This window comes from Rhodococcus sp. P3_B8 (assembly GCF_056402775.1).
The window spans coordinates 1-24009 of record NZ_JBFUGT010000092.1; the positions used below are offsets into that span (position 1 = coordinate 1).

The 24009-nt window shown below is 65.5% G+C and carries 22 protein-coding genes and 2 pseudogenes; 14 read left to right on the forward strand and 10 right to left on the reverse strand.

The window, feature by feature from the left end; genetic code table 11:
• From AC1D1G_RS24245 to AC1D1G_RS24260, 4 genes and pseudogenes are all read left to right on the forward strand, one after another.
• A pseudogene (locus AC1D1G_RS24245) lies at positions 1-204 on the forward strand (hypothetical protein); the annotation flags it as partial.
• A 125-nt stretch (positions 205-329) separates the two neighbouring features.
• Positions 330-743 (forward strand): hypothetical protein, encoded by a 414-nt coding sequence (locus tag AC1D1G_RS24250; RefSeq protein WP_477953994.1) that lies wholly within the window; start codon positions 330-332, stop codon positions 741-743.
• A 155-nt stretch (positions 744-898) separates the two neighbouring features.
• Positions 899-1231, forward strand: a complete 333-nt coding sequence (locus AC1D1G_RS24255; protein WP_477953995.1) for an ArsR/SmtB family transcription factor — start codon at positions 899-901, stop codon at positions 1229-1231.
• Complete coding sequence (locus tag AC1D1G_RS24260; protein WP_061044740.1) at positions 1228-1716, forward strand: SRPBCC family protein; 489 nt, start codon at positions 1228-1230, stop codon at positions 1714-1716. Before AC1D1G_RS24255 ends, AC1D1G_RS24260 begins: the two co-directional genes overlap by 4 nt.
• Here AC1D1G_RS24260 and AC1D1G_RS24265 read toward each other — a convergent pair whose 3' ends face one another.
• The 4 genes from AC1D1G_RS24265 to AC1D1G_RS24280 form a co-directional block, all read right to left on the reverse strand.
• Positions 1717-2886 carry an NADH:flavin oxidoreductase gene (locus tag AC1D1G_RS24265; RefSeq protein WP_477953997.1) on the reverse strand — a complete coding sequence of 390 codons (1170 nt, stop codon included), beginning with the start codon at positions 2884-2886 and terminating at the stop codon, positions 1717-1719.
• Between the two features lie 133 nt (positions 2887-3019).
• On the reverse strand, positions 3020-4438 hold the full coding sequence (locus AC1D1G_RS24270) for an amino acid permease (protein ID WP_477953999.1): 1419 nt from the start codon (positions 4436-4438) through the stop codon (positions 3020-3022).
• Positions 4439-4453: 15 nt separating this feature from the next.
• On the reverse strand, positions 4454-5680 hold the full coding sequence (locus AC1D1G_RS24275) for a Glu/Leu/Phe/Val dehydrogenase dimerization domain-containing protein (RefSeq protein WP_133985475.1): 1227 nt from the start codon (positions 5678-5680) through the stop codon (positions 4454-4456).
• A gap of 209 nt (positions 5681-5889) precedes the next feature.
• Complete coding sequence (locus AC1D1G_RS24280) at positions 5890-6417, reverse strand: Lrp/AsnC family transcriptional regulator (RefSeq protein WP_005261973.1); 528 nt, start codon at positions 6415-6417, stop codon at positions 5890-5892.
• Between the two features lie 180 nt (positions 6418-6597).
• Here AC1D1G_RS24280 and hppD point away from each other — a divergent pair, with 180 nt between their 5' ends.
• From hppD to AC1D1G_RS24300, 4 genes are all read left to right on the forward strand, one after another.
• Entirely contained in the window at positions 6598-7803 is a 1206-nt protein-coding gene (hppD, locus tag AC1D1G_RS24285) for a 4-hydroxyphenylpyruvate dioxygenase (protein WP_477954000.1), read from the forward strand.
• A 101-nt stretch (positions 7804-7904) separates the two neighbouring features.
• Positions 7905-9455 (forward strand): FAD-dependent oxidoreductase, encoded by a 1551-nt coding sequence (locus AC1D1G_RS24290; protein WP_477954001.1) that lies wholly within the window; start codon positions 7905-7907, stop codon positions 9453-9455.
• A 14-nt stretch (positions 9456-9469) separates the two neighbouring features.
• The gene (locus tag AC1D1G_RS24295) at positions 9470-11845 is read left to right on the forward strand and encodes an FdhF/YdeP family oxidoreductase (protein ID WP_477954002.1); all 2376 of its coding nucleotides are present in this window, start codon (positions 9470-9472) and stop codon (positions 11843-11845) included.
• A gap of 218 nt (positions 11846-12063) precedes the next feature.
• Complete coding sequence (locus AC1D1G_RS24300; protein ID WP_477954004.1) at positions 12064-12348, forward strand: DMT family transporter; 285 nt, start codon at positions 12064-12066, stop codon at positions 12346-12348.
• Here AC1D1G_RS24300 and AC1D1G_RS24305 read toward each other — a convergent pair.
• Positions 12321-13088 carry a hypothetical protein gene (locus AC1D1G_RS24305; RefSeq protein WP_477954006.1) on the reverse strand — a complete coding sequence of 256 codons (768 nt, stop codon included), beginning with the start codon at positions 13086-13088 and terminating at the stop codon, positions 12321-12323. The genes AC1D1G_RS24300 and AC1D1G_RS24305 overlap by 28 nt on opposite strands.
• A 132-nt stretch (positions 13089-13220) precedes the next feature.
• On the opposite strand from AC1D1G_RS24305, the gene AC1D1G_RS24310 reads away from it, so the two are divergent.
• Both AC1D1G_RS24310 and AC1D1G_RS24315 read left to right on the forward strand, forming a co-directional pair.
• Entirely contained in the window at positions 13221-13466 is a 246-nt protein-coding gene (locus tag AC1D1G_RS24310; protein WP_283334388.1) for a sigma factor-like helix-turn-helix DNA-binding protein, read from the forward strand.
• Between the two features lie 121 nt (positions 13467-13587).
• Positions 13588-13896, forward strand: coding sequence for an antibiotic biosynthesis monooxygenase family protein (locus AC1D1G_RS24315; RefSeq protein WP_477954007.1), 309 nt, complete (start codon positions 13588-13590; stop codon positions 13894-13896).
• A gap of 342 nt (positions 13897-14238) precedes the next feature.
• On the opposite strand, the pseudogene AC1D1G_RS24320 reads toward AC1D1G_RS24315, so the two are convergent.
• Positions 14239-14605: pseudogene (locus AC1D1G_RS24320) on the reverse strand (transposase); the annotation flags it as partial.
• A 1070-nt stretch (positions 14606-15675) separates the two neighbouring features.
• Here AC1D1G_RS24320 and AC1D1G_RS24325 point away from each other — a divergent pair.
• The 4 genes from AC1D1G_RS24325 (at position 15676) to AC1D1G_RS24340 (ending at position 20482) form a co-directional block, all read left to right on the forward strand.
• Positions 15676-16356, forward strand: coding sequence for an MspA family porin (locus AC1D1G_RS24325; RefSeq protein ID WP_283334511.1), 681 nt, complete (start codon positions 15676-15678; stop codon positions 16354-16356).
• A 63-nt stretch (positions 16357-16419) separates the two neighbouring features.
• A complete protein-coding gene (locus AC1D1G_RS24330) occupies positions 16420-17103 on the forward strand; it encodes an MspA family porin (protein WP_477954008.1) in 684 nt (227 codons plus the stop codon).
• Between the two features lie 748 nt (positions 17104-17851).
• Positions 17852-19354, forward strand: a complete 1503-nt coding sequence (locus AC1D1G_RS24335) for an MFS transporter (protein ID WP_477954009.1) — start codon at positions 17852-17854, stop codon at positions 19352-19354.
• Positions 19355-19495: 141 nt separating this feature from the next.
• Positions 19496-20482 (forward strand): phytanoyl-CoA dioxygenase family protein, encoded by a 987-nt coding sequence (locus AC1D1G_RS24340; protein WP_317569496.1) that lies wholly within the window; start codon positions 19496-19498, stop codon positions 20480-20482.
• Between the two features lie 65 nt (positions 20483-20547).
• On the opposite strand, the gene ipdC is transcribed toward AC1D1G_RS24340, so the two are convergent.
• The 4 genes from ipdC to echA20 form a co-directional block, all read right to left on the reverse strand.
• Complete coding sequence (gene ipdC, locus AC1D1G_RS24345) at positions 20548-21609, reverse strand: (3aS,4S,5R,7aS)-5-hydroxy-7a-methyl-1-oxo-octahydro-1H-indene-4-carboxyl-CoA dehydrogenase (protein ID WP_477954010.1); 1062 nt, start codon at positions 21607-21609, stop codon at positions 20548-20550.
• Positions 21606-22367, reverse strand: coding sequence for a cholesterol ring-cleaving hydrolase subunit IpdB (gene ipdB, locus AC1D1G_RS24350; protein ID WP_477954012.1), 762 nt, complete (start codon positions 22365-22367; stop codon positions 21606-21608). Before ipdB ends, ipdC begins: the two co-directional genes overlap by 4 nt.
• On the reverse strand, positions 22364-23257 hold the full coding sequence (gene ipdA, locus AC1D1G_RS24355; RefSeq protein WP_477954013.1) for a cholesterol ring-cleaving hydrolase subunit IpdA: 894 nt from the start codon (positions 23255-23257) through the stop codon (positions 22364-22366). Before ipdA ends, ipdB begins: the two co-directional genes overlap by 4 nt.
• Positions 23258-23262: 5 nt before the next feature.
• Positions 23263-24009 (reverse strand): (7aS)-7a-methyl-1,5-dioxo-2,3,5,6,7,7a-hexahydro-1H-indene-carboxyl-CoA hydrolase (echA20, locus tag AC1D1G_RS24360; protein WP_477954014.1); only part of this gene is annotated, 747 nt, incomplete at its 5' end.

Genomic DNA, 24009 nt, shown 5'->3' on the forward strand with positions numbered 1-24009 from the left:
GAACTGTTGTCCCGCATTCTCGGGCGCGCGGTGAACTTCTCCGATTACCTGACGCTCACCTGGTTGCTGGCGTCCATCGCCACCATCGGTGGGGCCCTCGGGTCGGGTCTCGAGGACGACGCCGCCGTTAAGGAGGCGGCGTACGGGGTCCGGCAGCGGCAACGTCTCGAGGAGACGCGACAACCGTCGAACGAGGCGCGATGATCGTGGTCGGCGAAGCGTACAACCGGGCGTCCAGTGAGCCTTGTGGTCAGCGTCCGTCATGGGTGTGCAAGGTGGGAAGGCGTTGTGGCGTCCAGGAACAAAGATGGCACCGGTGACCATGACCGATGAGCGGAATCGACAGCGGTGCCGGCGGCGCGCGACATTGCGATCTGCAGCAGGCTGGCAGCTCCGCCGAAGGACTGGCCCCAAGCGGCACTGAGGTAAGCGTGCGCAGGCGCTGGTCGATCGATGCTCCGGTGCCGACGAGGCTCGCCAGCGACGCGACACCGAAGGACGCACCACCAGCGCCGCTCTCTACCTATCTCGATGCGCGCGCCGTAGCGTATGCCGACGACCTCCTGCACACCGAAAGCCCCAGCGGGTGCCGGCGCACGATCACCCTGTCCGACTTGGACTACCTGCCCGGATACCGTTCCAGCACGGCACCCTCGCTGGGTGAGAACACCGCGTCCGAGTCGGACCGCGGGCCCCCAGGTGAGCGCAACGGGCCCATGGGTGAACACCTCATCGGGCCGTGAGGAAGGGTGCGTGATGTCATTCCCGCCTCTCTCCGGCGCGAACGTGCACCGACGGATTCGGACGTCCACCTCTGCGGCATGCGGGTGTCCGGATCGCTACCGATTCGTACCGAAAACCGTTGACGGAGCGCCACGCGCGTGCAACACTGAACTTGATGGTTCAGTATCCGATTCTCGACGCCACGTTCGCCGCACTGGCAGACCCCACGCGACGTGGGATCCTCCGTCGGCTCGGCGAGGGCGCCTGCTCGATCAGTGACCTGGCCGAACTCTTCGAGATGACGCTCACCGGCATCAAGAAACACGTGCGACTGCTCGAAGAGGCGGGGATGGTCGTGACCGAGAAACGTGGCCGGGTGCGGTACTGCATGTTGGGGACCAATCCCCTCGAGCGTGAGGTGGCCTGGATCCGCGACTACCAGCTGTCGCTCGAAGGGCGCCTGGACCGTCTGGACGAATTCCTCAATCGAACGGAAGGCACGTCATGAGCACCTCGCAGACCCCCACGACCGCGACCGTCTCGACGCCGACGGACCGGGAGATCCACGTCGAACGCATCTTCAACGCTCCCCGCGACCGCGTGTGGGCCGCATTCACGAGACCGGAACTGCTCGCCCAGTGGTGGGGCCGCGGAAACGAACTCGACCTCGAACGCTGGGAATTCGAGCGCGGCGGGCACTGGCGCTTCGTCGAACATTCGGACGGCGAAACCCACGGCTTCGAGGGCAGATTCCGGGAGATCACCCCGGAAGAGCGCCTGGTGTACACGTTCGAGTGGGACGGCATGCCCGGCCACGTCATCGTCGAGAACAACACCTACACCGACCTCGGCGACGGACGCACCAAGCTGTCCGTGGTCAGTCAGTTCCACACTCCCGAAGAGCGCGACGGCATGCTGCAGTCCGGCATGGAAAGTGGCATGAACGAGAGCTACGCGGCGCTGGATGCGGTTCTGGCGCAGACGAGCTGGTGATCACTCGACGAGCACGCAGCGCGCTCCGCTGAAGATGGTGGGCATGCACTTGTTGCAGTGGATGCACAACGACTGGGTGCGGGACTCGGACCGGATGCGGTTCACCAGGTCGGGTTCGCGCAGCAGCGCCCGGGCCATGGCGACGAATTCGAAGCCCTCGGCCATGGCGGTGTCCATTCCCGCCCGGTCGGTGACTCCGCCGAGCAAGACGAGCGGCAAGGTCACCGCCGCACGGATCTGGCGTGCGTGCTCGAGCATGAACAGGTCGCGGTACGGGTAGGCGTGGATCATCGACTTCCCGAGCAGTTGCACGCCGAGGCGGACCGGCTGCGGCATGGCGGCCGCGAACTCCCGCACCGGCGCGTCACCCTTGAACAGGTACATCGGGTTGAGAAGTGAACTGCCCATAGTGAGTTCGAGGGCGTCGACGCTGCCGTCGTGCTCCAGCAGTCCGGCCACCTGGATGGCCTCGTCCAGCCAGAACCCGCCGGGGACGCCGTCGTCCATGTTCAGCTTGGCGAGGATCGCGACCCGGCCGCCGACGGCGTCGCGCACGGTCCGGGCGACGTCCCGCACCACCCGGGCCCAGTTCTCGAGTGATCCGCCGTAGGAATCGGTGCGACGGTTCAGCTTCGGGCTGAGAAACGCACTGGCGAAGTAGTTGTGGCCGAAGTGGATCTCGACGGCGTCGAAACCGGATTCGACGGCGATCCGTGCCGCGGTTCCGTGGGCGGTGGTGATCCGGGTGATGTCGGCGGTGGTGGTGCTGCGGATCATCCGCATGCTGAGCGGGTTGAACGACCGCGACGGTGCGAGCGCTGGCAGTCCGGTGGACTTCTCGTTCGCGACGGGTCCGGCGTGCCCGAGTTGGGCGGATGCGGCCGCACCCTCGGCGTGGATGGCGTCGGTGAGCCTGCGCAGCCCGGGCACGGCGTCCGGGCGCATCCACAACTGCCCGCGTTCGGTGCGACCCTCCGGTGCCACGGCGCAGTAGGCCACCGTCGACATCCCGACCCCACCCGCCGCGGGCCGGCGGTGGAACTCGATCAGTTCGTCGGCGACCAGCGCGTCGGGAGTGCGGCCCTCGAACGTGGCCGACTTGATGACCCGATTGCGTAACGTGATGGGGCCCAGCGTGGCCGGGGTGAAAACGTCTGGATGTGTGGTCATTCCCGGCCCTTCGTCGTGTGCGTTCGACGGTAGGCGGCGGGAGGGTTCGGCGACCGGAACGTGTCCGCTGAGCGGGAGACCACCGCGGCCCCACGGATGACCCCTCGACATCCGTGAGACCGCGGGTGTCGTCTCAGCCGACGGTCTCGGGCGTCTTCTCCGGCGTGGAGTCGGCGGCCGCACCGCGTTGCCTGCGTCCGAGCACCCAGCAGGCCAGTGTGATCGCACACGTGAACGTGAGCGTCGCGAACAGCTGGTTGCGTGCCGCGTCGTCGAACAACGCCAGCACCGCGACCGCGGCCAGCAGCGCGAGGGCGACGTACGACAGATACGGGAAGCCCCACATCTTCAGCGGCAGATCCGTCCGGCCCGACTTCTCGGCGCGCCGCCGCAACACGATCTGCGAGACGGTGACGAACGTCCAGAGCACCAGGATCGTCGAGCCAACCGCGTTGAGCAGCAGCGGCAGAACACGATCCGGGGCGAGGTAGTTGAGGACGACGGTGACGAACCCGAACGTCACCGACGCCAGCACCGCCACGCGGGGAACGCCGTTGCCCGACACCCGGCCGAACACCTTCGCCGCCGCCCCACGCTCGGACAGCGAGTAGATCATCCGGGAGCCACTGAACAGCATGGCGTTCAGCGACGACAGCAATGCGATGACCACGACGACGGTCATGACGGCGCCGGCTCCGGGCACGTGCGCGGCGTTCAGGACCGCGACGAACGGTCCCGTCGCGAGTTCGTCGGCGGTCCACGGCAGCACCGCCACCATGATGAGGACGGAACCGACGTAGAACACCAGGATCCGCCACACGATGGACCGCACCGCCCGGCTCACGTTGCGTCGCGGTTCCGACGTCTCGGCGGCCGCGATGGCCATCACCTCGGTGCCGCCGAACGCGAAGACCACGATCAGCAGGCCGGCCGCGATGCCGGTGACACCGTTGGGGGCGAACCCGCCGTGACCGGTGAGGTTCGACAGGCCGGGCGCGTCGAAGCTGGGAATCCAGCCGAGGATCATCGCGGAACCGACCGCCAGGAACGCGACGATCGCGACGATCTTCATTGCGGCGAACCAGAATTCGAACTCGCCGAAACGGGAGACGCCCGCCAGGTTCACGGCGGTCAGCACACTCATGTACGCGAGGGCTGCCAGCCATTGCGGCACTGCGGGTATGGAGGCGGCGGTGATCGCCGCCGCCGCGGTCGCTTCCGCGGCCACCACGATGACGACCTGCACCCAGTAGAGCCAGCCGATCGTCCGGCCGGCGACCGGGCCCATCGCGTTCTCGGCGTGGACGGAAAACGCGCCGCTGTCGGGGTCGGCGGCCACCATCTCGCCCATCATCCGCATCACGAGGACGACGAGGAATCCGGCGATGAGGAAGGAGACGAGCACGGCGGGTCCGGCGACGGCGATGCCCGCACCGGAGCCGACGAACAGTCCGGCGCCGATCGCGCCGCCCAGGCTCATCATCACCAGCTGTCTCGGTTTCATCGCCTGCTGCAGGCCAGAGGATTTCGGTGGGTCGTGCACGGTGTTCATGGGGGCTCCCGGCCGTCAGACGAGCTGATCGAGTGCGATCTCGAACGCGGTACCGGCGATTCCGGTCGGCTGCGACGATCGCGCGAAGCAGCGCTCGAGCGCCGTGGCGACGGTGGCGGAGACGTCACCGAAGATCGCCTCGTCCGACACCTCGATGTCGCCCTCCATCAGCAGCGCGAACGCCCGGGCCATACCGCAGTTGGCGATGAAGTCGGGGACGACGGCCACACTCTTGTCGGCGTACTCGTAGATGGGGCCGTAGAAGATCTCGTCGTCCGCGAACGGCACGTTGGCGCCGCTCGCCACCACCTCCAGGCCACCGGCGATCAGCCGGTCCACCTGGTCGCGGGTCACGAGACGTGATGCGGCGCAGGGCAGGAAGATCTCGGCGCCGGAACTCCAGATCGTCTCGTTGATCTCCTCGAACGGCACCGTGCCTGCTGCGCGCAGTTCGTTGCCCTCCTTGGCCAGGAACAGGGCGCGGATCTGCTCGAAGTCGTAGCCGTCAGTGTTCGACAGCCCACCGTTGCGGTCGAGGATGCCGACGATCCGGGCCCCGGACTGCGCCAGGTAGTACGCGGCGGTGGCGCCGACGTTGCCCCAGCCCTGCATGATCACGCGCTTACCGGCCAGTTCGCCGCCGTAGACCCGGTAGTAGTGCCGCACCGATTCGGCGACACCCCAGCCCGTGATCAGGTCGGACACCGTGTACTTCGCGTGCGGATCGGGAGTGAACCGCGCATCCTCGACGACCTTCGCGACACCCAGGCGCAGCTGTCCGACCCGCTGGACCCGCTCACGATCGCTGGCCGCGAAGTGCCCGTTGACGACACCCTCCTGCGGATGCCACAGGCCGTAGCTCTCGGTGATCGGCACGACCTCGGCCATCTCGTCGACGTTCAGGTCGCCGCCGGTGCCGTAGTACGCCTTGAGGAGCGGGGTCACGGCCTTGAACCAGCGTCGCAGCACCTCGTCCTTGCGCGGGTCGGTCGGGTCGAAGTCGATGCCCGACTTCGCGCCGCCGATCGCCGGACCCGAGACGGTGAACTTGACCTCCATGGTCTTCGCGAGCGACTCCACCTCGCGCCGGTCGAGACCGCGACGCATCCGGGTGCCGCCGCCGGCAGCGCCGCCACGCAGCGAGTTGATCACCGTCCATCCGCGTGCGGAGGTCTCCGTGTCGTGCCACTCGAAGACGATCTCGGGGGCCTTCTCTTCGAATCGGGTGAGCAGATTCTTCATGGCTTCTCTCGGTTTCTCGACTGCCGGGGGCTCGGGGCGACCCGGTCGGTGTTCCCGACCGCTGCCCGCGCTGTTACGGCGATCACTGTGTCGGGCACCACTCGTGCGCCGCAACCGGCCGGGCGGCACATAGCCACGATGAACATCACCGAGAAAGAAGTTCCAGGATTTTCTATTCAGTTTGTGCAGCAGAGCCGATGATCGTGTTGCTAATCCGGTTCCGAGGAAGCTGTGCGGTAGGCCGGGGCCTTCGCCGAGCGCGGCCGGTCGAGGGTCCGCAGGAGGGGCATCGACCGGTACGGGACGATGACCGACAGCACCATCACGCTGGTGGATCGGGCGACGACACTCGACTTGTTCAGATCGATGAGTGTCTGCTGCAACCCGAGGTGGGACCCCGCCGCGATGCGGCACAGGATGTCGCCCGAACCGGTGGTCGCGAAGGCCTCGAGCACGCCGGGAATCGACTCCAGTTCCGACGTCACGGAGTCGAGCGCGCCCTGCGCCGTCTCCAGCGTGACGAACGCCTGCACGTCGAACCCCGCGGCCGCGATGTCGAGACGCGGCTCGTACCCGGCGATCACGCCCGACTCCTCGAGTTTGCGCACCCGCGCCTGAACGGTGGCCCGAGCGACCTTGATCCGGCGCGACAGCTCCAGCACGCCGGCCTTCGGGTCGTCGTGCATGGCGTCGAGAAGGGCGAAGTCGAGCTCGTCCAACTGCACTGCGTCCTTCATGGCCAGACCTCTCCGGGCGGATTCAACTAGTCCGACTGTATAAGAAAAGTGGTTCCGGGGTCGCCGAAGATGGCACTGTGGCTAGCTTCTGCTGGCCCGGTTGCCTATGTGGGCGGGGTGGGTTTTCGTAGTGACCCAGGCAACAAGCCACACTCCGTCCCTCGAACCAGGAAGACAGCGATGACGATCGAGCAGACTCTCACCGACAAGGAACGCCTGGCAGGTCTCGACCTCGGCCAGCTCGAGCAACTGGTCGGGCTCGTCGAGTACGACGGCACCCGCGACCCGTTCCCGGTCAGCGGCTGGGACGCCGTCGTCTGGGTGGTCGGCAACGCCACCCAGACCGCCCACTACTTCCAGTCCGCGTTCGGGATGACCCTGGTCGCCTACTCCGGACCCACCACCGGCAACCGCGACCACCACAGTTTCGTCCTCGAATCCGGCGCCGTCCGCTTCGTCATCAAAGGCGCCGTGAACCCGGACAGCCCCCTGATCGAGCACCACCGCACCCACGGCGACGGCGTCGTCGACATCGCCCTCGCCGTCCCCGACGTCGACAAGTGCATCGCCCACGCCCGCGCCCAGGGCGCCACCGTCCTCGACGAACCCCACGACGTGACCGACGAGCACGGCACCGTCCGCCTCGCCGCGATCGCCACCTACGGCGACACCCGCCACACCCTCGTCGACCGCAGCAACTACACCGGCCCCTACCTGCCCGGCTACGTCGAGCGGGCGTCGTCGCACACCAAACGSGACGGGGCCCCCAAGCGGCTGTTCCAGGCCCTCGACCACGTCGTCGGCAACGTCGAACTCGGCAAGATGGACCACTGGGTCGACTTCTACAACCGGGTCATGGGCTTTACGAACATGGCCGAGTTCGTCGGCGAGGACATCGCCACCGACTACTCCGCCCTGATGWSCAAGGTCGTCTCCAACGGCAACCACCGGGTCAAGTTCCCCCTCAACGAACCCGCCCTCGCCAAGAAACGCTCGCAGATCGACGAATACCTCGACTTCTACCGCGGYCCCGGCGCCCAGCACCTGGCGCTGGCCACCAACGACATCCTCACCGCCGTCGACCAGCTSACCGCCGAGGGCGTCGAATTCCTGGCCACCCCCGACTCCTACTACGAGGACCCCGAMCTGCGGGCCCGGATCGGCAACGTCCGCGCCCCGATCGCCGAACTGCAGAAACGCGGCATCCTCGTCGACCGCGACGAGGACGGCTACCTGCTGCAGATCTTCACCAAACCCCTCGTCGACCGGCCCACCGTGTTCTTCGAACTCATCGAACGCCACGGCTCCCTCGGCTTCGGCATCGGCAACTTCAAAGCCCTCTTCGAAGCCATCGAACGCGAACAAGCCGCCCGCGGAAACTTCTGAGCGAGAGGATCACTCCGCGAGACCGGTAAGGGCGAACCTTCGTCGACGATTGTGCAGCGACTTTCCCGCGCGATCGGTGCCGTCCCGAATACGATGACGCCATGAGCCCTACCGAGGCAGTGGTGGCCGGTGCCGGTCCGACCGGGCTCACGCTCGCGCTGGAACTGGCGCGTCGGGGCGTGGAGGTGCGGATCCTCGACAAGTCGCCCGAGCCGTTCGCGGGTTCGCGGGGAAAGGGATTGACCGCGCGCAGCCAGGAAGTCATGGACGATCTCGGCATCGTCGACGAGATCGTCGAGGCGGGGTTCCGGCACCTGCCCAGCCGGGTCGCGGTGCGCGGCCAGGTGGTGCGCGACAGCGACCCGCACGCGGACCTGAGCCCCACCCCCGATCGGCCCTACGACGGCGGTCTGATGATCCCGCAGTGGCGGACCGAGCAGATCCTGCGAGAAAGACTGTCGGAGTTCGGGATCGACGTGGAGCGCGGTGTCGAGGTGGTCGGCTTCGAGCAGACCACCGACAAGGTGACCGTCCGGCTCGCCGGCGGCGGGACCGTCATGGCGCGCTACCTGGTCGGCTGYGACGGCGGGCGCAGCGCGGTGCGCAAGGCGCTCGGGGTGACGTTCGAGGGGACGGGCGGCATCGAGGGCATGCTCCTCGGCGACGTGTCCGTCGACGGCCTGGTCCCCGATCGCTGGTACCAGTGGACGCACCCCGAGCGGGGGTTCGTCGCGTTGTGCCCGTTCCGTGGAATCAACTCCTGGCAGTTCCAGGGCGTGCCGTTCGCGGACTTCGACGAGGAAGGCAACCTGCCCGAACCGTCGCTCAAGTACTTCCAGCGGGTTCTCGACGACATCGCCTGCGGCCCCGGCGTGCGATTGTCCGAACCGACGTGGCTGTCCACCTGGCATGTGAACGTGCGGATGGTGGACCGCTTCCGCGACGGTCGGGTGTTCCTGGCCGGGGATGCGGCCCACGTTCATCCGCCGTCCGGTGGGCTCGGGATGAACACGGGAATCCAGGACGCCTACAACCTCGGGTGGAAGCTGGCTCTCGCCCTGGCCGGCTCCGCGGACCCGTCGCTCCTCGACACGTACCAGGAGGAACGCTTGCCGYTCGCGCGCTGGACGCTCGGGGTGAGCAGCGCGGGACTGCAGAAGGTGGCCTCGAACCTCGGGCGCGAGGACTCCGAGGGGTTTGCGGGCGCGGTGACCGAGGACGGTCAGCAACTCGGTCTGGGCTACCCGTGGAGTTCGCTGTCGCGGGACGGGGACGCGACGACGGGTCTGCGCGCCGGAGATCGCGCACCCGACGCGCCCTGCCTGAGCCCCGACGGCACGCCGCTGCGGCTGTTCGACGTGTTCCGGGGGACGCACTTCACGGTCCTCGGGTTCGGCGGCGGCTCCCGGCACATCCTGCAGACCCTGGCCGAAGACGCGCCCGACGACGTGACGTACGTGGTGGTGGGCGATTCCCGAGGTCCCGGCGTGGACGTCGTCGACGACCGCGGTTTGGCGCGCAGCGCATACGGGGCACACGGTGGCACGCTGGTGGTGGTGCGCCCCGACGGGTACGTCGCGCTCACCGCCGCGGCCACCGCGGCCGACGACGTCATCGACTATCTCGGTCGACTGGTGGGGAGGTCGTCCTGAGGAAAGGCTGAACGATGCGACACAAGGACGAGGAACGGGACTACGACGAGGCCGATCTCGAGGTCGGGCCCCCGAAGGACCACGCGGCAGGCCCGACCGCTGTCGCGGTGTCGATGAAGCGCGCGCTCGAGCACATGGGCGTGGTCCGTACGGCCGAGACGTTGCTGCAACTGAACCAGGCCGAGGGGTTCGATTGCATGAGCTGTGCGTGGCCCGATCCGGAGCCGGGCCACCGGCACGCCGCGGAGTTCTGTGAGAACGGCGCCAAGGCGGTGGCAGAAGAGGCCACCCGCGACCGCGCGACACCCGAATTCTTCGCCCGCCACAGTATCGCCGAGCTCGACTGTCACAGCGAGCACTGGCTGGGTCAGCAGGGCCGGATCACGCATCCGATGGTGAAGCGGCGCGGCGGAACGCACTACGAGCCCATCGAATGGGACGAGGCCTTCACCCTGATCGGGGATCAGCTGAACGCCCTGGACAGTCCGGACGAGGCGATCTTCTACACGTCCGGCCGGGCGTCCAACGAGGCGGCGTTCGCGTACCAGCTGTTCGTCCGCGCGTTCGGGACGAACAATCTGCCCGACTGTTCCAACATGTGTCACGAATCGACCAGCATCGCGCTGCAGGAGTCGATCGGCATCGGCAAGGCCAGCGTCACGATGGACGACGTCTATCAGGCGAAACTCATTGTGCTGCAGGGCCAGAATCCGGGTACCAATCATCCGCGGATGTTGTCGGCGCTGGAGAAGGCCAAGCAGAACGGTGCGCAGATCCTCTCGATCAACCCGCTCCGTGAGGCGGGCCTGGTCAACTTCAAGAATCCGCAGACGCCCCGCGGCATGGTGGGCCCGGGCACCGACTTGTCCGACATGCACCTGCCTATCGCACTGAACGGCGACCTCGCGCTGCTCCAGGCGTTCGGCTCACTGCTCGTCGAATGGGATGCCCTCGATCAGGAGTTCATCGACCAGCACACGATCGGATTCGAGCTGTGGAAGCAGCACGTCACCGACATCGACTGGGACGTCGTCACCCGCACGACCGGGCTGTCGCGGGAACAGATCACCGACGCGGCCCGGCTCCTGCGGGATTCCGACGCCACCGTGTTCTGCTGGGCGATGGGACTCACCCAGCACCACAACTCGGTGGCGATCATCAAGGAAGTCACCAATATCGCTCTCGCTCAGGGAAACATCGGCAAACCCGGTGCCGGGCTGCTGCCTGTGCGCGGGCACTCGAACGTGCAGGGCGACCGCACGATGGGGATCTGGGAGCGTCCGCCGCGGCACTTCCTGGACGCGCTCGCGAAGGAGTTCGACTTCGATCCGCCCCGCGAGAATGGGTACGACACCGTCGATTCCATCCGGGCGATGCGTGACGGCAAGGCGCACTTCTTCCTCGGGCTGGGCGGCAACTTCGTCCAGGCCGCCCCGGACACCGACGTCACCGCCGCCGCACTGCGCAAGACCCGGATGACCGTCCACATCTCGACGAAGATCAACCGCTCGCATCTCGTGTGCGGTGACACCGCCCTGATCCTGCCGACGAAAGGCCGCACCGAGCAGGACGTCCAGGCCGGCGGGCCGCAATTCATCTCGGTCGAGGACTCGACGTGTTCGGTCCACGCCTCCCGTGGTCCATTGAAACCGGCCAGCCCGCACCTCGATTCGGAGGTGGGGATCGTCACCCGCATCGCGGAGGCCACGATCGGCGACCGCTACGGTCTCGAGTGGAAGAAGATGCGGGACGACTACGCGAACATCCGCCTGCACATCTCGCGGGTGGTGCCCGGCTGTGAGGGGTACGAGGTCAACGTCCGCCGGCCGGGCGGGTTCGTCCTGCCGCACCCGCCGCGCGATTCCCGCACGTTCCCCACCCACTCGGGGCGCGCCGAATTCGCGGTGTCCCCGATCGAGGTGCTGCAGGTGCCCCCGCGGCACGTGATCCTGCAGACGATCCGCAGCCACGACCAGTTCAACACCACGATCTACGGGCTCAGCGACCGCTACCGCGGAATCGAGGGCGGCCGTCGCGTGATCTTCCTGCACCGCGACGACATCGCCGCCCTCGGATTCGACGACGGCGACATGGTCGACCTCTTCACCCACTGGGCAGACGACGACCGCGTCCGCTGCGCCCACGATTTCCGGATCGTCGAATACGACACGCCCCGGGGTTCGGCCGCCGCCTACTACCCGGAGACCAACCCGCTCGTCCCGCTCGATTCCACGGCGGCCGGCAGCAACTGTCCCACGTCGAAGTCCGTCATCGTCTCCCTGGAACATGCCGGCAAATACAGCGCCGAATTCCCACCGGAGGCGAGCCAGGACGAGGTCGGATCGGACCGATTCCACAAGTCGACCCCCCAGCCGAAGCACCTCTCCTGACGTGAGTGGCATCGTGTGCCCCGGCACGCTTTCCCACTCACCTGCGCWGGTGAGTGGCGATGTGTGCGGGGCTACGCGTCGGCACTCACGTCGCCGGGCGAACCGGACATTCTGCTCTTACAGTGAATGACTGTGACCGACTCCGTGCTGTCGCTGCTGTTCGCGCTGCCGCTCGGGGCCAAGTTCTCCGGGCGCACAGTCACACGCGCCGACTGGCTGTGGGCGTCCGCCCTCACCGCCGCGGTCGCGGGCAGTCGGCCTTTCAGGTCGGAGCGCTGCAGGCGTCGCTGCCCGCGACCACGGTGATGGAACGCCTCGTGGCGTCGCTGCTCGGTTTCGTGGTGCTCGGCGAGTACCTCGACGCCGACCGGAAGGTGACCGCCGTGCTCGTCGTCGCCCTTGTCGCGGTCATCATGGCCGCGGTGGCGCTGGCGCGCGGCGCCGCCGTCGTGGAGGACGCGGACACGGATCCGGCTCAGCCCCTGTCCCGATCGCGCAGGTAGGCCGCCAACGGTTCGTGGCGTTGTATGCGCGACACGGCGATTCGACGCGCCACCACCCACATCAGCGCGGAGATGACGACGGCGAGGACGACGCACAGCGCGAAGTCCGCGGTGCCGATCCGTGTGTGCACATCGGCGGGTCGCATGAGGCGCCACAGCACGACCGGGACGACGGCGATCGCGACGGAGAACGCCGGGAACACCCCGTACGGCACCACCAGCAGGATCAGCCATCGGACGACGACCGTCCGCCACCGGTCGCGTTGCTCCCACCGCCACCGCAGCGACCGCTGGTGGTAGGGGAAGAACACACCGACGAGACTCGACCCGGCGAGTGCACCGAACGGACACAGCGCCACCGCGACGACCACCACCGCCGTGAACAGCCAGTCCTGCTCGACGAAACCCACGGCGACCGCGATGGTCGCGCAGATCGGCGCGATCAGCATCCACAGCGCCACCGCCTTCGCGGCGAGCAACGCACCCAGCGCGGCCCCGTCGTCGAGTGCGGCGAGAACCCGCTCACGGTCCGGTGCCAGCACGTTGGTGGCGGTGACGTCGGCGTACATCCAGCCGGCGAGGGCCAGGGCGAAACCCGACGGTCCGGTCCACTCGAACAACCAGTTCCGGGGCAGCAGGAACCAGGCCCCGATCATCAGGACGGCATTGAACGCAACGGTCGCCAGGGTGTCTGCCGGGTTGCGCCAGATTCTGATCCACTCCGCGCGAAGAGCGGCCATGCCGTTCAGCGTAAAGCGTCGGGCGGGCCGTCGGAGCCGTGTCGGCAGGATCCCGGACGATCGGGACTCCGGTCCCTTCCACCTGGGACATCGGGTCGGCGACAGTGGTGCGATCCGAGAGAAAGGCCTGTCGTGACAATCGACGACGAGGAGGCAGCCGGGGCCGCGACCCTGATGGACACCCTCCCCGACCGCCACCGGACGGTGCTGCGACTCCGGCTCGCGCACCGCCTCCCGGCCGTCGAGGTGGCGCGCATTCTCGGGACGAACGTCGAGGGCGTGCTCCTCCTCCAGCACGCGGCGCTCAACCTCCTCCGGCGGCAACTCGCCGCGGGGGCGGTGGTCGACGGCGACAATCCGGCGAACGGGCAGTACTGATCGACGCCGCGGGATCCCGCGGTGCTGCCTCTTTCACGTCGTCTCGGCGGTGTGCCGGCGCGTTCGTGGAGTTTGCCGACCCACAGGTTCATTCTGAGGAGGGTCCGAAAGGAGAGCCACAATGATGACAATCATCACCAGAGTTGTGCTTCGCGAGGAGGGAGCCGAGCGATGGGACGGCGCAATGCATGAGCGGGTTGCTGCGGCGCGTGAAAAGCCGGGGTGGATATCAGCGCAGCTTCTCAAGGGGGTCGACGAGCCACTCGAGCGCGCCATCGTCGGTGTCTGGGAAACGAGAGAAGACTGGTCGGCCTGGCATCATGACGAAGCCTTCCGCGCGACTCGCGACGAGCTTGTGGGACTTGAAGCCGGCCAGATGGATTCCACCTGGTTCGAGGTGGTCCAGAACACTGCGACTGAAGAAAACTGATCGAGGTGTCGGTAGCTGCCGGCTGGAACAGGGCACGTGTGGTCCGGGCGTGCTGATCGAGCCGCGCCCGGACCACCAGGGATCCGGTTGTGCCGGACTTTCGGTTCGGCGGTGCGTATCCGGATTCGCCGAAGCATGCTCCGTTGAATGTTCGAGGAAGTGAAAAGGAGTTCCGTCCCTCACGAACTCGTGTCCGGAATGTGATGCTGCTACACGTCGAGGACGGATCAATCTTCGAAGCCGGGCGTCCGTGGTCGGGCGGGACGACCGGCGACCATCTCGCGGACGCCGGGACGGTACCGAGCGATTGGGTTGGGCGCAAGTCCCCCCGATCCGCGTCCTTCACGCTGGCAGGGTGCTGATCTTGACCAGGTTGTGCGCCAGGACACCGTGGCCGACCAGATCTTGGCGCCCTCGGTGCTGTCGATGCGGGTGCGATCCCAGCCGTATCCACGTTTGAGGACGCTGGTTCTTCCTTCGACTCCGCTGCGCCACTGGATTGTTCGTCGGAGCGCTGGGCGGTGTTCCTCGGCTCGCCGGCCAGCCGAGGGTTTGCGTTGATGACGTGGCGCACGCCGAGGTTGTCCTCGACGGCTTTCTCTCCGTAGCCACGGTCGGCGGTGACAGTGTGGGGTGGGCGGCCGGCGTGTGCGGGGTTGAGGCACTCCTGCGCGAAGGACTGAGCCGAGACCGGATTGCCCTCCCCGATCGCGGTCTCACAGGCTGCGCGGATTTTGCCGCCATCGATCAGCGGCTGCAGGTACTCGTTCTGCCCTGCGTGAACTCCCGCGCCGTACACGCCCAAAATTATTTCGCCCGAGCAATCTTCAGGCCCTCGCAGGGCATTGCCGCGAGCAAAATTCGCGGCCGGCTAGCAAGCAGGTAATAAGTTCCGTCGTCTCACGTTCCATCGTCAATAGTGCCGAGGGTCACCGCTCGCCGTGTGACTGGTGACCGACCGCAAATATAATTGGATCGAACGATTGTGTCAACTGATCCACTACCCTGATTGCTGGTTGAGGGTGGGGGACCTGAGAATTGGGCGTTCTAGAACGCAGGTTGTCACCCGACCCTGTCGCGTTCCTCCTAATCGTGGCGTGAGATCTGGTGTCACGCGATAGGGGTGTCCCGACAGCACTCGAAAGATCCCATGATTTCTGAATAGACAATGAGGCTATTGCCAAGACCCGCTGTCTCGTTTACGGTCTGTGACCGGTAGCACAGCTGAGTGATGCGATGCGAAGGGCGTTCGAGGCGACGGCGATTGGGTCTTCGTTGTCCCAACCAATCGTGTTCGGAGAGCGAGGGCAACGACAGGCATAGATGAGCAGTGAATGAGGTGATTTCCGGTATGACGGCGTGTAAGCAACGCGGTCACGCGGGAGCGGCGGTTGTGCTGGGCAGTACAGGACCAGTGTGTGGCGAATCCAGGCTTGGATGAATCGTCCTGAGTTCGTCGTGCAGAACGATTCCAGGCGGCCCTCACGTCAGAGCGAGCACCGAACGCCGCGATTCGCAGTTCCACAACTCAGCGTGGAGCGCTGTGCCCGCGGATCCGAAAACTGACCTGGGCCACATTCTCGAGATGGGAAGGTCCACAAAGCCACAGCGCCCGCACGTCATAACTTCCGCACGTGGTCATCGGTCGATCTTCGTCGATGCGGAGAGAGTAAGAAGGCTCCTCTCGATGCCTCTCCCGTAGATGGGATCGACCTCATATCTCAACTTGGCCTATGGGCCGCGTTAACAGCTTCCAACCCGAATAAGGAGAATCAAGTGATCACGAACGAACACAAGCCGGGTTTCCCCCGCATTGTGCGTATTGCAGGCCTCGGTGCCGCTGCTCTTGCGTTCAGCGTGATGTCCAACGCCGTAGCGAGCGCTGACACTCTTATTCCGCTGCCTGATGGGTCGAAAACGGGGCCGAACGCGACGGTGACGCGGACGGCGGAGAGTGCATTGGTATCGCCGTCGTTGGCGGCCAATGGTGCCGGCCGCACGGCGTGGGTGTCAGGCACGGTGACCGCAGATGTCAAGGGCATAAAGGAGGTCACCGAGGCGCCCACCGCAAATGGAACGCCCAATACCGCGGGTACGTATAACGGCACGAACGGATCTACCACACACGGGGTTTCGCGAGTATCGACCGGGTACATCGTGGGTTGTCAGGTGGACGTGACCGGTCTGTCGGCCAACCCGTCGCTCAGCTTGGGAATGGACTCCCTCGCGACGTCTGTCGGTTTGACGGTTCCCCTGAACTCCGGTGAAGTCAAGTACGTTCCTGTTACCGCTAAGGACATCCTGAAGGACGGGGTGTACACACTGCAGTACCACGACGCCGAACTGCAGGTACAGAACTGCGGCGGCTTTGCTCAGGCTCGCGCATACACCGTAATGGAGATCGTGGGCAACGACTATTCGAAGACTGTTCTATACGGAGCCCCGTTCAGCATCGGCTGACTTCTGCGCTTGCTCCAATTCATCTTTCTCGCGTGCGCGAGGCTTCTACCCTGAGAGGGAACAATGACTATTAACCGAAAGAACGGTGCGCGGTTGGCTGCGGTTGGAGCCGCTGCTGTCGCGACCATGGGTTTTTTCTCTGTCGGTGCCGCGAACGCTGACACCTTCGTGCCCCTGCCGGGTGGCACGGCCACAGAGACCCTGGCGGACGGCACTGTAGTCACACTTCACTTGACGAACGAGAGCGCAAACGTGTCAGCGTCGCTGGGCTCGACGCCACTGCACCGCAACGTCTGGGTGTCGGGTAAGGCTTCTGTCAACCTTCAAGGCAATCCCGCGAAGACTGCTTACATCTACCCGGGTTATATCTTGGCTTGTCAGGTCGACTTCGGGGCCGGGGTGGCAGGCAATGCAGGAGCCTCAGTGACTCCCAGCCAACTGGCCTCCGGAACTGCTTCGATTCCGGCTTCCGGCGGCGCAAACGGCGGTATTACGCTTGGGCCAGGTCRGGCGGTTGACACCGCCATCCTCGACATCGAAATGCCGGATGCATATGGATCGGAAATCCATTGGGGCGCTCACTACTTCCAGGGTGGTGCAGGTTCCGTTGGTTGGTCCGACGTCTCTCTCGGCGTCAACGGCTGCGCCGGCTACGCCCAGGCTCGCTCGTACGTCAAAGTCGAGGTCGAGACCGAGAATGTCAAGAGCACTGTCACACTGTGGGGACAGCCGTTCAGTATCGGATGATCGACCGGCTGTCGGATGCCTCCAACTCCAGAACAGGAACCGCGTAGGCAGGCCTGTGCTGGAGTTTCATAGGGTGGTCGCAGCGCCGTGACCATCGCTGACAGCCATGCTCGTTGCGGTAGAAGGTCTCACCATCTTTGGCCGCAACGAGCGGACGAACCGCAAGCGCGGCCATCGCCCACCGCGTGGCCGTCTGAGTGCTGAAGGTCGGGCTGGTTGTGGCCTCCGTACTATCCCGCGAGATCGTCCGCCGGCAGGGCTGGCTCATTGTGAACGGGCGCGGGACGCTCGAGTTCAAACACAGCGTTGTCGAATGTCTTTTCTGCGACCATTGTGCGCTGCGTAGGGATTCGAGGGAGCTCCGGCGGTGTAACCCACTCCTCGGGCGATGCGGAACCGATGGGAAACCAGGGCACGCTCGCGTCTCCTCGTCTTCACAACCCCAAAGGGGCGTCATGGATGACACCGTCACAGAATTGAGCGATCGCTTGGTTTCGTGAGCGTTGCCGAAGATTTGTTTCACTCGCTCGCTCCGGTGGGCCGGTGGCGTGCCGCCATGGGAGTGTGTCAAATACCCTCCAGTGCAACGTGGATGGGTCTTGATTCCTGCGTCCAACGTAGTGGATCAGTTGACGGAATCGCTCGCTCTATCTTAATGTGTGACGGGTCACATGGTCCGTGGGACTCCCGGACAACGCACATCACTCACGTCCGCGCGGCCTAGCCGCTAAAGAAATGCAGGTAGCGCATGTCTGCTAACCCCGAAAACTGGGCCCGCCAGGGAGCCGCTCCGATTCCCCCTGCCGGCGAGGACTATTCGCGCGATGCGGACGGTGTCGCACACAAATCGACTGCGGGTTGGATCGGCGTCCTGATAGTTCTGGTGCTTCTCTCCGAAGAAGTAGCGTATGCCTTCAATCTGGTGACTCCCGCACTGCCGGAGATGGCGATGGCCTTCTCGACGCCGAATATTGCGTGGGTGTCCACTCTGTTCACCCTCGCCGGTGCTGTCACTGCACCGCTGGTCGGAAAGCTCGCGGACAGGGACGGCAAGAAGAAATGGCTGCTCATTGTGACTGCCTGTATGGCGGTCGGGTCTTTGATCGTTGCCGTTGCTTCGAACTTCGCCGTTGTTCTCGCCGGGCGTGCGATCGAGGGTATCGGCCTTGCAATCCTACCCATCACATACTCGCTGATGAGGGATATTTTCCCGAAGCGGATGCTCGCACTTGCGGTCAGTCTCGCCACCGCGGGTATTGGTGTCACTGGCATTATTGGGCCGGTAGTCGCAGGTGCCCTGCTCGACCAATTCGGCTACCGTGGTGTGTTCTTCGCGCTGGCAATCCTCCCCATCGTGATAGGTGGGATTCTAGTTATCATCGTGCCCGAGTCGCCAGTGCGCGTCACAACCAGCATCGACTGGGTTGGTGGCTTACTGCTCGGAGGTGGCGTGGCGGTCCTCCTGTTCGGACTCGGTGAAGGTGGAACGTGGGGTTGGACTTCATGGAAGACTCTGGCATGCGGCGTAATCACACTGGGCGTCTTTGTCGGGTGGGCGCGTTACGAGTCGAAGATCGTCGAGCCGCTCATTGACCTCGCAGTTCTTCGCGGTCGGGCCGTTGTCACCACGTTGATCACCCAGTTCACCGGCCAAGCCGTCATCGTTCTTCAGTTCATCCTCTTGTCGTTCATCGTGCAGACCCCGGCGGCACTGGGGATCACATATGGACTCGGTGAGTCAGCGGGGTATATGGCCCGCATCACGACGCCGGGTGGCATTGCGTCGGTGCTGATGGGCTTCACGGTTGGGTATCTCGCGGAGAAGCGTGGAGCACGACTGCCAAACGTCGTCGGGTTCGGGTTGATGGCGGTCGGATCTGTGATGCTGGCTCTCGCTCACACGAGTTTCAGCACAATTTTAGCCGGGTACCTCGTGTACGCATTCGGTGGCGGATTGATCAGCGCTGCAATTCCCAATCTCGTTATTGCGGCCGCGCCGGTGCGGCTGCAAGCCGTAACCGCCAGCACAGTAAACGTTGTCGGATCACTCGGCAGCGCGGTCGCCGTACAGATCGGGTTTGCGATTCTTTCGCTCAATGTCGTCACCGTTGTGGAGGGCTCGCCGATCTACGCGGGAATGGGGTTCACCACCGTGTATGCCTTGACGACTGCTCTCGCTCTCGGTGGCCTGGTGGCGAGTTTGATGATGAGACATGGTCTCAAGCCGCAATCAGTGGAGTCCGTGGCCTGAACCCGCCTGGTGATCGCCGAAGATGTCCCCGAGTACGGGCTTCGGATGAAAAAGTGCAACAGACCAAGACGCATCCAGCACTGCTGCAGAACATTAGCGCCACCGGCAAGGTTCCTCGTCGCAAACAATTAAGGGGAAAGAATGAATGACACATCGGCAAAGATCGTGCAGGATCACCCGATCGCGACTACCGATATAGAACTCGGCAAGCGTCAACTCGACAAGTTCGGGTACACAGTTCACGAGAGCCTGATCTCGGCCGATGAGGTGGCGCGCACGCGAAGTAGGCTCGAGGAGCAGGCCGCGCTCGAGCTCGAGCAAGGCGTTGCATCATTCAGGATGGCAAACGAGATCACGCTCGGCGACCGCGAGCTCGGGAGGCCCGCACACGGTGCGCTTCCTGCATGGCAAGCGATCCTGGCACTGCCGAACAAAGGTCGCGAATTTATCGACCTGGCCATGAATCCTGTTGTGGCTGAATATGGTCGACACATACTCGGAGGCGTTCCTTTCTTTATGGCGCAGTCGACGGGTCTCGTAGTGCGCCGCGGGTCGGGGGGCCAAGTTCTCCACAGCGACCAACAACCAATCCCCTTTGCGACGCCTTCCCCGGTCTACTTCCATGCGATGGTGGCGCTGAGCGACTTCGAAGTCGGTATGGGTGTGACCGAGATGGTGCCCGGTAGCCATCACTGGCCTTCGCCACGCATAGGGAGAAACCCCCAGACCGGGAAGGCTGAGTCGCTAGAGTCCTTCACCTCGGAACCGATGGTTTGTAAGGCAGGCTCGGCGGTCATCTTCGAGAGTAGAACGTGGCATTTCCAGGGACGATCAAGTTCAGATAAGACACGACTCTCCATCCTCAATGGCTATTGCATGCACTTCATGCGACCTCAGGACGACTACGTCGCCTCTCTGCATGACGACGTGTACGACAACCTGTCGGAAGCCGAAAAAAGGATGCTCGGGTTCGAGGTGGTTGCTGAATACACGGGACGGGTCTTTCCCCGCTCTGAAACCGACAGTCGCGGTAGTGTGAATGCCCGGTACCCCTACATCCCGGAACTCCGGAGCGGAGTCGATCGCCGGGCGATACGGTTCGAGGATATGCATTCCGACGAGAGCTGACAGCAGAGGGGTGCGTGGCCATGGCTGTTTGGCACGCACCCCAGGCTGGCAGCTGCAACCTGTCGTCAGGTGCGGAGGGCGCCGAGTGCGTCGATGCGTTTGATGGCGTCGGCGACGATGCCGTCGATGAGGTCCTTGCAGGTGGGTAGGTCGTCGAGTAGTCCGACGACCTGTCCGGAGGCGAGGACGCCGGCGTGGGTGTTGCCGTCGACGAGCCCGGCTTTGAGCAGCATCGGGGTGTTGGCGGCCATGATGATCTGCTGCCAGGTGCGGTCGCTGGACTTTTTCATGGCGAGGCCGTCTTTGACGAGCGTCGACCATGTCATACCGGTCATGGTCTTGAATTTGGATGCGTTGCGGGCGGCGGCGACCAGGCCGCGGATGTTGCCGGAGTGTTCGAGGCTGTTGACGAGGTCGGTGTTGAGGACCCGGTGGGGCATGCCGTCGACCTTGCGGGAGACGGTGGTGTCCTGCAGTCCCCGGGTGAGGTATTGCTGTTTGACGGAGTCGGGGACGGTGGATTCCTGGGTGAGCAGGAAGCGGGTGCCCATCGCGATGCCGGCGGCGCCGTAGGCGAGGGCGGCGGCGAGTCCGCGTCCGTCGTAGAAGCCGCCGGCGGCGACGACGGGGATGTCGACGGCGTCGAGCACCGAGGGCAGCAGCAGGGTGGTGGCCACGGGGCCGGTGTGCCCGCCGCCCTCGCCGCCCTGCACGATCACGGCGTCGGCGCCCCACGAGGCGACCTTCTTGGCGTGTTTGGCGGCGCCGATCGACGGGATGACGACCACGCCGGCGGCTTTGAGCTTCGCGATCAGTTCCTGTTTCGGTGCCAGCGCGAACGACGCGACGCGCACGTTCTCCCGGATGAGCAGGTCGATGCGTTGCGGGGCGTCGGTGGCGTCGGCGCGGATGTTGACCCCGAACGGTTGGTCGGTGAGGGTCTTGGTCTTCGTGATCGCCGATTCGAGTTCGGTGTAGGTCATCGTCGCCGATGCCAGGATGCCGAGGCCGCCGGCGTTGGCGGTGCCGGCGACGAGTCGCGGTCCGGCCACCCAGCCCATCCCGGTCTGGACCACCGGGTGTTGCACGCCGACCAGCTCGGTCAGCGCGGTGCGGAGGGTGCTCATGCCGACACCTCCCGGTCGCGCAGGTTGCGGGGGTCGAGGACCTCGCGGATCAGCCGTAGTTCTTCGTCGGTGGGTGCGCGGGTGGTGCCGGCGTCGGCGAGTCCTGCCACCTCGAACGAGGTGTTCTCGGTGACCTGGTCGGCGGTGACGCCGGGGTGCAGCGACAGTGCCCGGAAGGTGTGGTCGGGTCCGCCGAAGTCGAACACCCCGAGGTTGCTCACCACCCGGTGCAGGTGGTGGAAGCGGTAGGCGGGGTTTTCCGGGTCGATCTGGTCGTAGCCGACGCCCGAGACGATGTCGACCTTGTCGCAGAACACCCGCGGGGTGTGTTTGCCCACCCAGTAGCTGGTGGGGTGGTTGATCGTGTTGCCGGGGGCGCCGCGGACGCCGAACATCTGCCGTGTCGGCTGCTGCAGCGGACCGAACGCCGACAGGTTCTGGTTGCCGTGCCGGTCGATCTGGTTGGCGCCCATCACCACGTGCCGGCGGCCGGAGGCGACGACGTCGAAGACCTTCCGGAACGGCATCCAGCCCTCGATGGGGGCCTTCGCGCCGACGGCGGGGGTGTCGGCGAAGATCAGGGCCTCGCCGTCGGTGATCAGCAGGTCGGGTTCGGTGGTCAGTCGCGCGAGGCGGGCGCCGATCAGGGGCAGGGTGGCCATCGGGCTGGCCATGATCTCGCCTGCCCCGGAGAAGATGTCGGCGCACGCGATCGCGCAGTACTCCGCGCGGGTGACGTCGGTGATCGTCTCGCTCATGCCTGCTGCTCCTCTGCAAATTTTTTCACGGCGGCCTGGTAGTGGTCCTCGCTGCCGGACAGGTAGGTGTCGACGAACTGCTGCCACGCCTTCGGGGTCTTCGCCGATTCGGCGTAGTGGCGCTGGAATTTCTCGTCGCGGCCGTAGCTGTCGCCGGCGAGGGTGAAGTGGGCGCCGTTCGGGGCCTCGATTACGCCGTCGACCATCATGCGGTTGAGGATGAGGTTCTGCAGTGGAACGGTTTTCACCAGTTCCTCGGTTTCCACCACCCGTTCGACGGAGACGAATCGCTTCTCGGCGGCCGCGCAGTACAGGTCGTCGAAGTAGGGGTCGACTCCGGTGTAGGCGGCGTTGCCGTGCTGGTCGCCGAGGTTCAGATGAACCAGGGCCGCATCGAGATTCAGGGCGGGCATCGCGATCAGCGTCTCCGGCGTGCCGGACGCGTCGGGGTAGGGGGAGGTGACGGTGCGCAGTTCCTCGCCCCAGAAACTGCGGACGTCGGAGCCGAGCCCGGCGCGGATCGGCAGGAACGGCAGCCGGGCGGCGGCGGCCTCGAGGCCGCACTTGACCATGCCCTCGTCCATTTCGCGGACCTCGATCGCACCCGCGGTCCGCGCCTTCGCGAACCATGGGTCGTAGAACGGGGCCGAATCGAGGGACACGAAACCGTAGTACGCCTTCCTGACTTTGCCCGCCGAGCACAGCAACCCCAGGTCGGGGCCGCCGTAGGTGACGACGGTGAGGTCGGTGACGTCCGAGCGCAGCAGCGCCCGGATCAGTGCCATCGGTTTGCGGCGCGAACCCCAGCCGCCGATGCCGATGGTCATTCCGCTGCGCAGTTGCCCGATCGCGTCGTCGAGCGAGATCCTCTTGTCGCGTTTGCTCGCCATCGATGTCAGCCTTTCCTGGTGTTCGAGTTCGAGCGGGGCTTGCCGGTTTCGACGAACTCGTCGCGGTGCTCGTCGGAGACGCCGGCCAGGTTGAGTTCGAAGGTGTAGCCCTGCTCGAGGCGGTAACTGGTCTTCACGTCGACGGGGTCGATGCCGTTGATGGCTTCCTTGGCGCAGCGGATGACCCGGGTGTCCTTGGCCGCGATCGTGGCGGCGATGCCGCGGGCGGTGTCGTCGAGTTTCTCGCGCGGCACCACCTCGTACACCGACCCGAAGTGCTGGAGTTGCTGGGCGGTGACGTTCTGCGCCGTGTAGTACAGCGTGCGCATCATGTGCTGGGGGACGAGCCGGGCGAGGTGGGTGGCGGCGCCGAGTGCGCCGCGGTCGACCTCGGGTAGTCCGAAGACGGCGTCGTCGGACGCGACGATCACGTCGGCGTTCCCGACCAGGCCGATGCCGCCGCCGACGCAGAATCCGTTGACCGCGACCACCACGGGCACGGCGCAGTCGTAGACGGCGGCGAACGCGGCCGCGCAGCCCCGGTTGGCGTCGACCAGCGCGCCGTAACCGTCGGTGGCCTGCATTTCCTTGATGTCGACGCCGGCGTTGAACCCGCGTCCCTCCGCTCGCAGGATCACCACGTGGGTGTCCGGATTCCGGCCCGCGTCGAGTACGGCGTCGGCCAACTCGAACCAGCCCCGGGACGGGATGGCGTTCACGGGCGGGTAGTCGACGGTGACCGTGGTGATGCC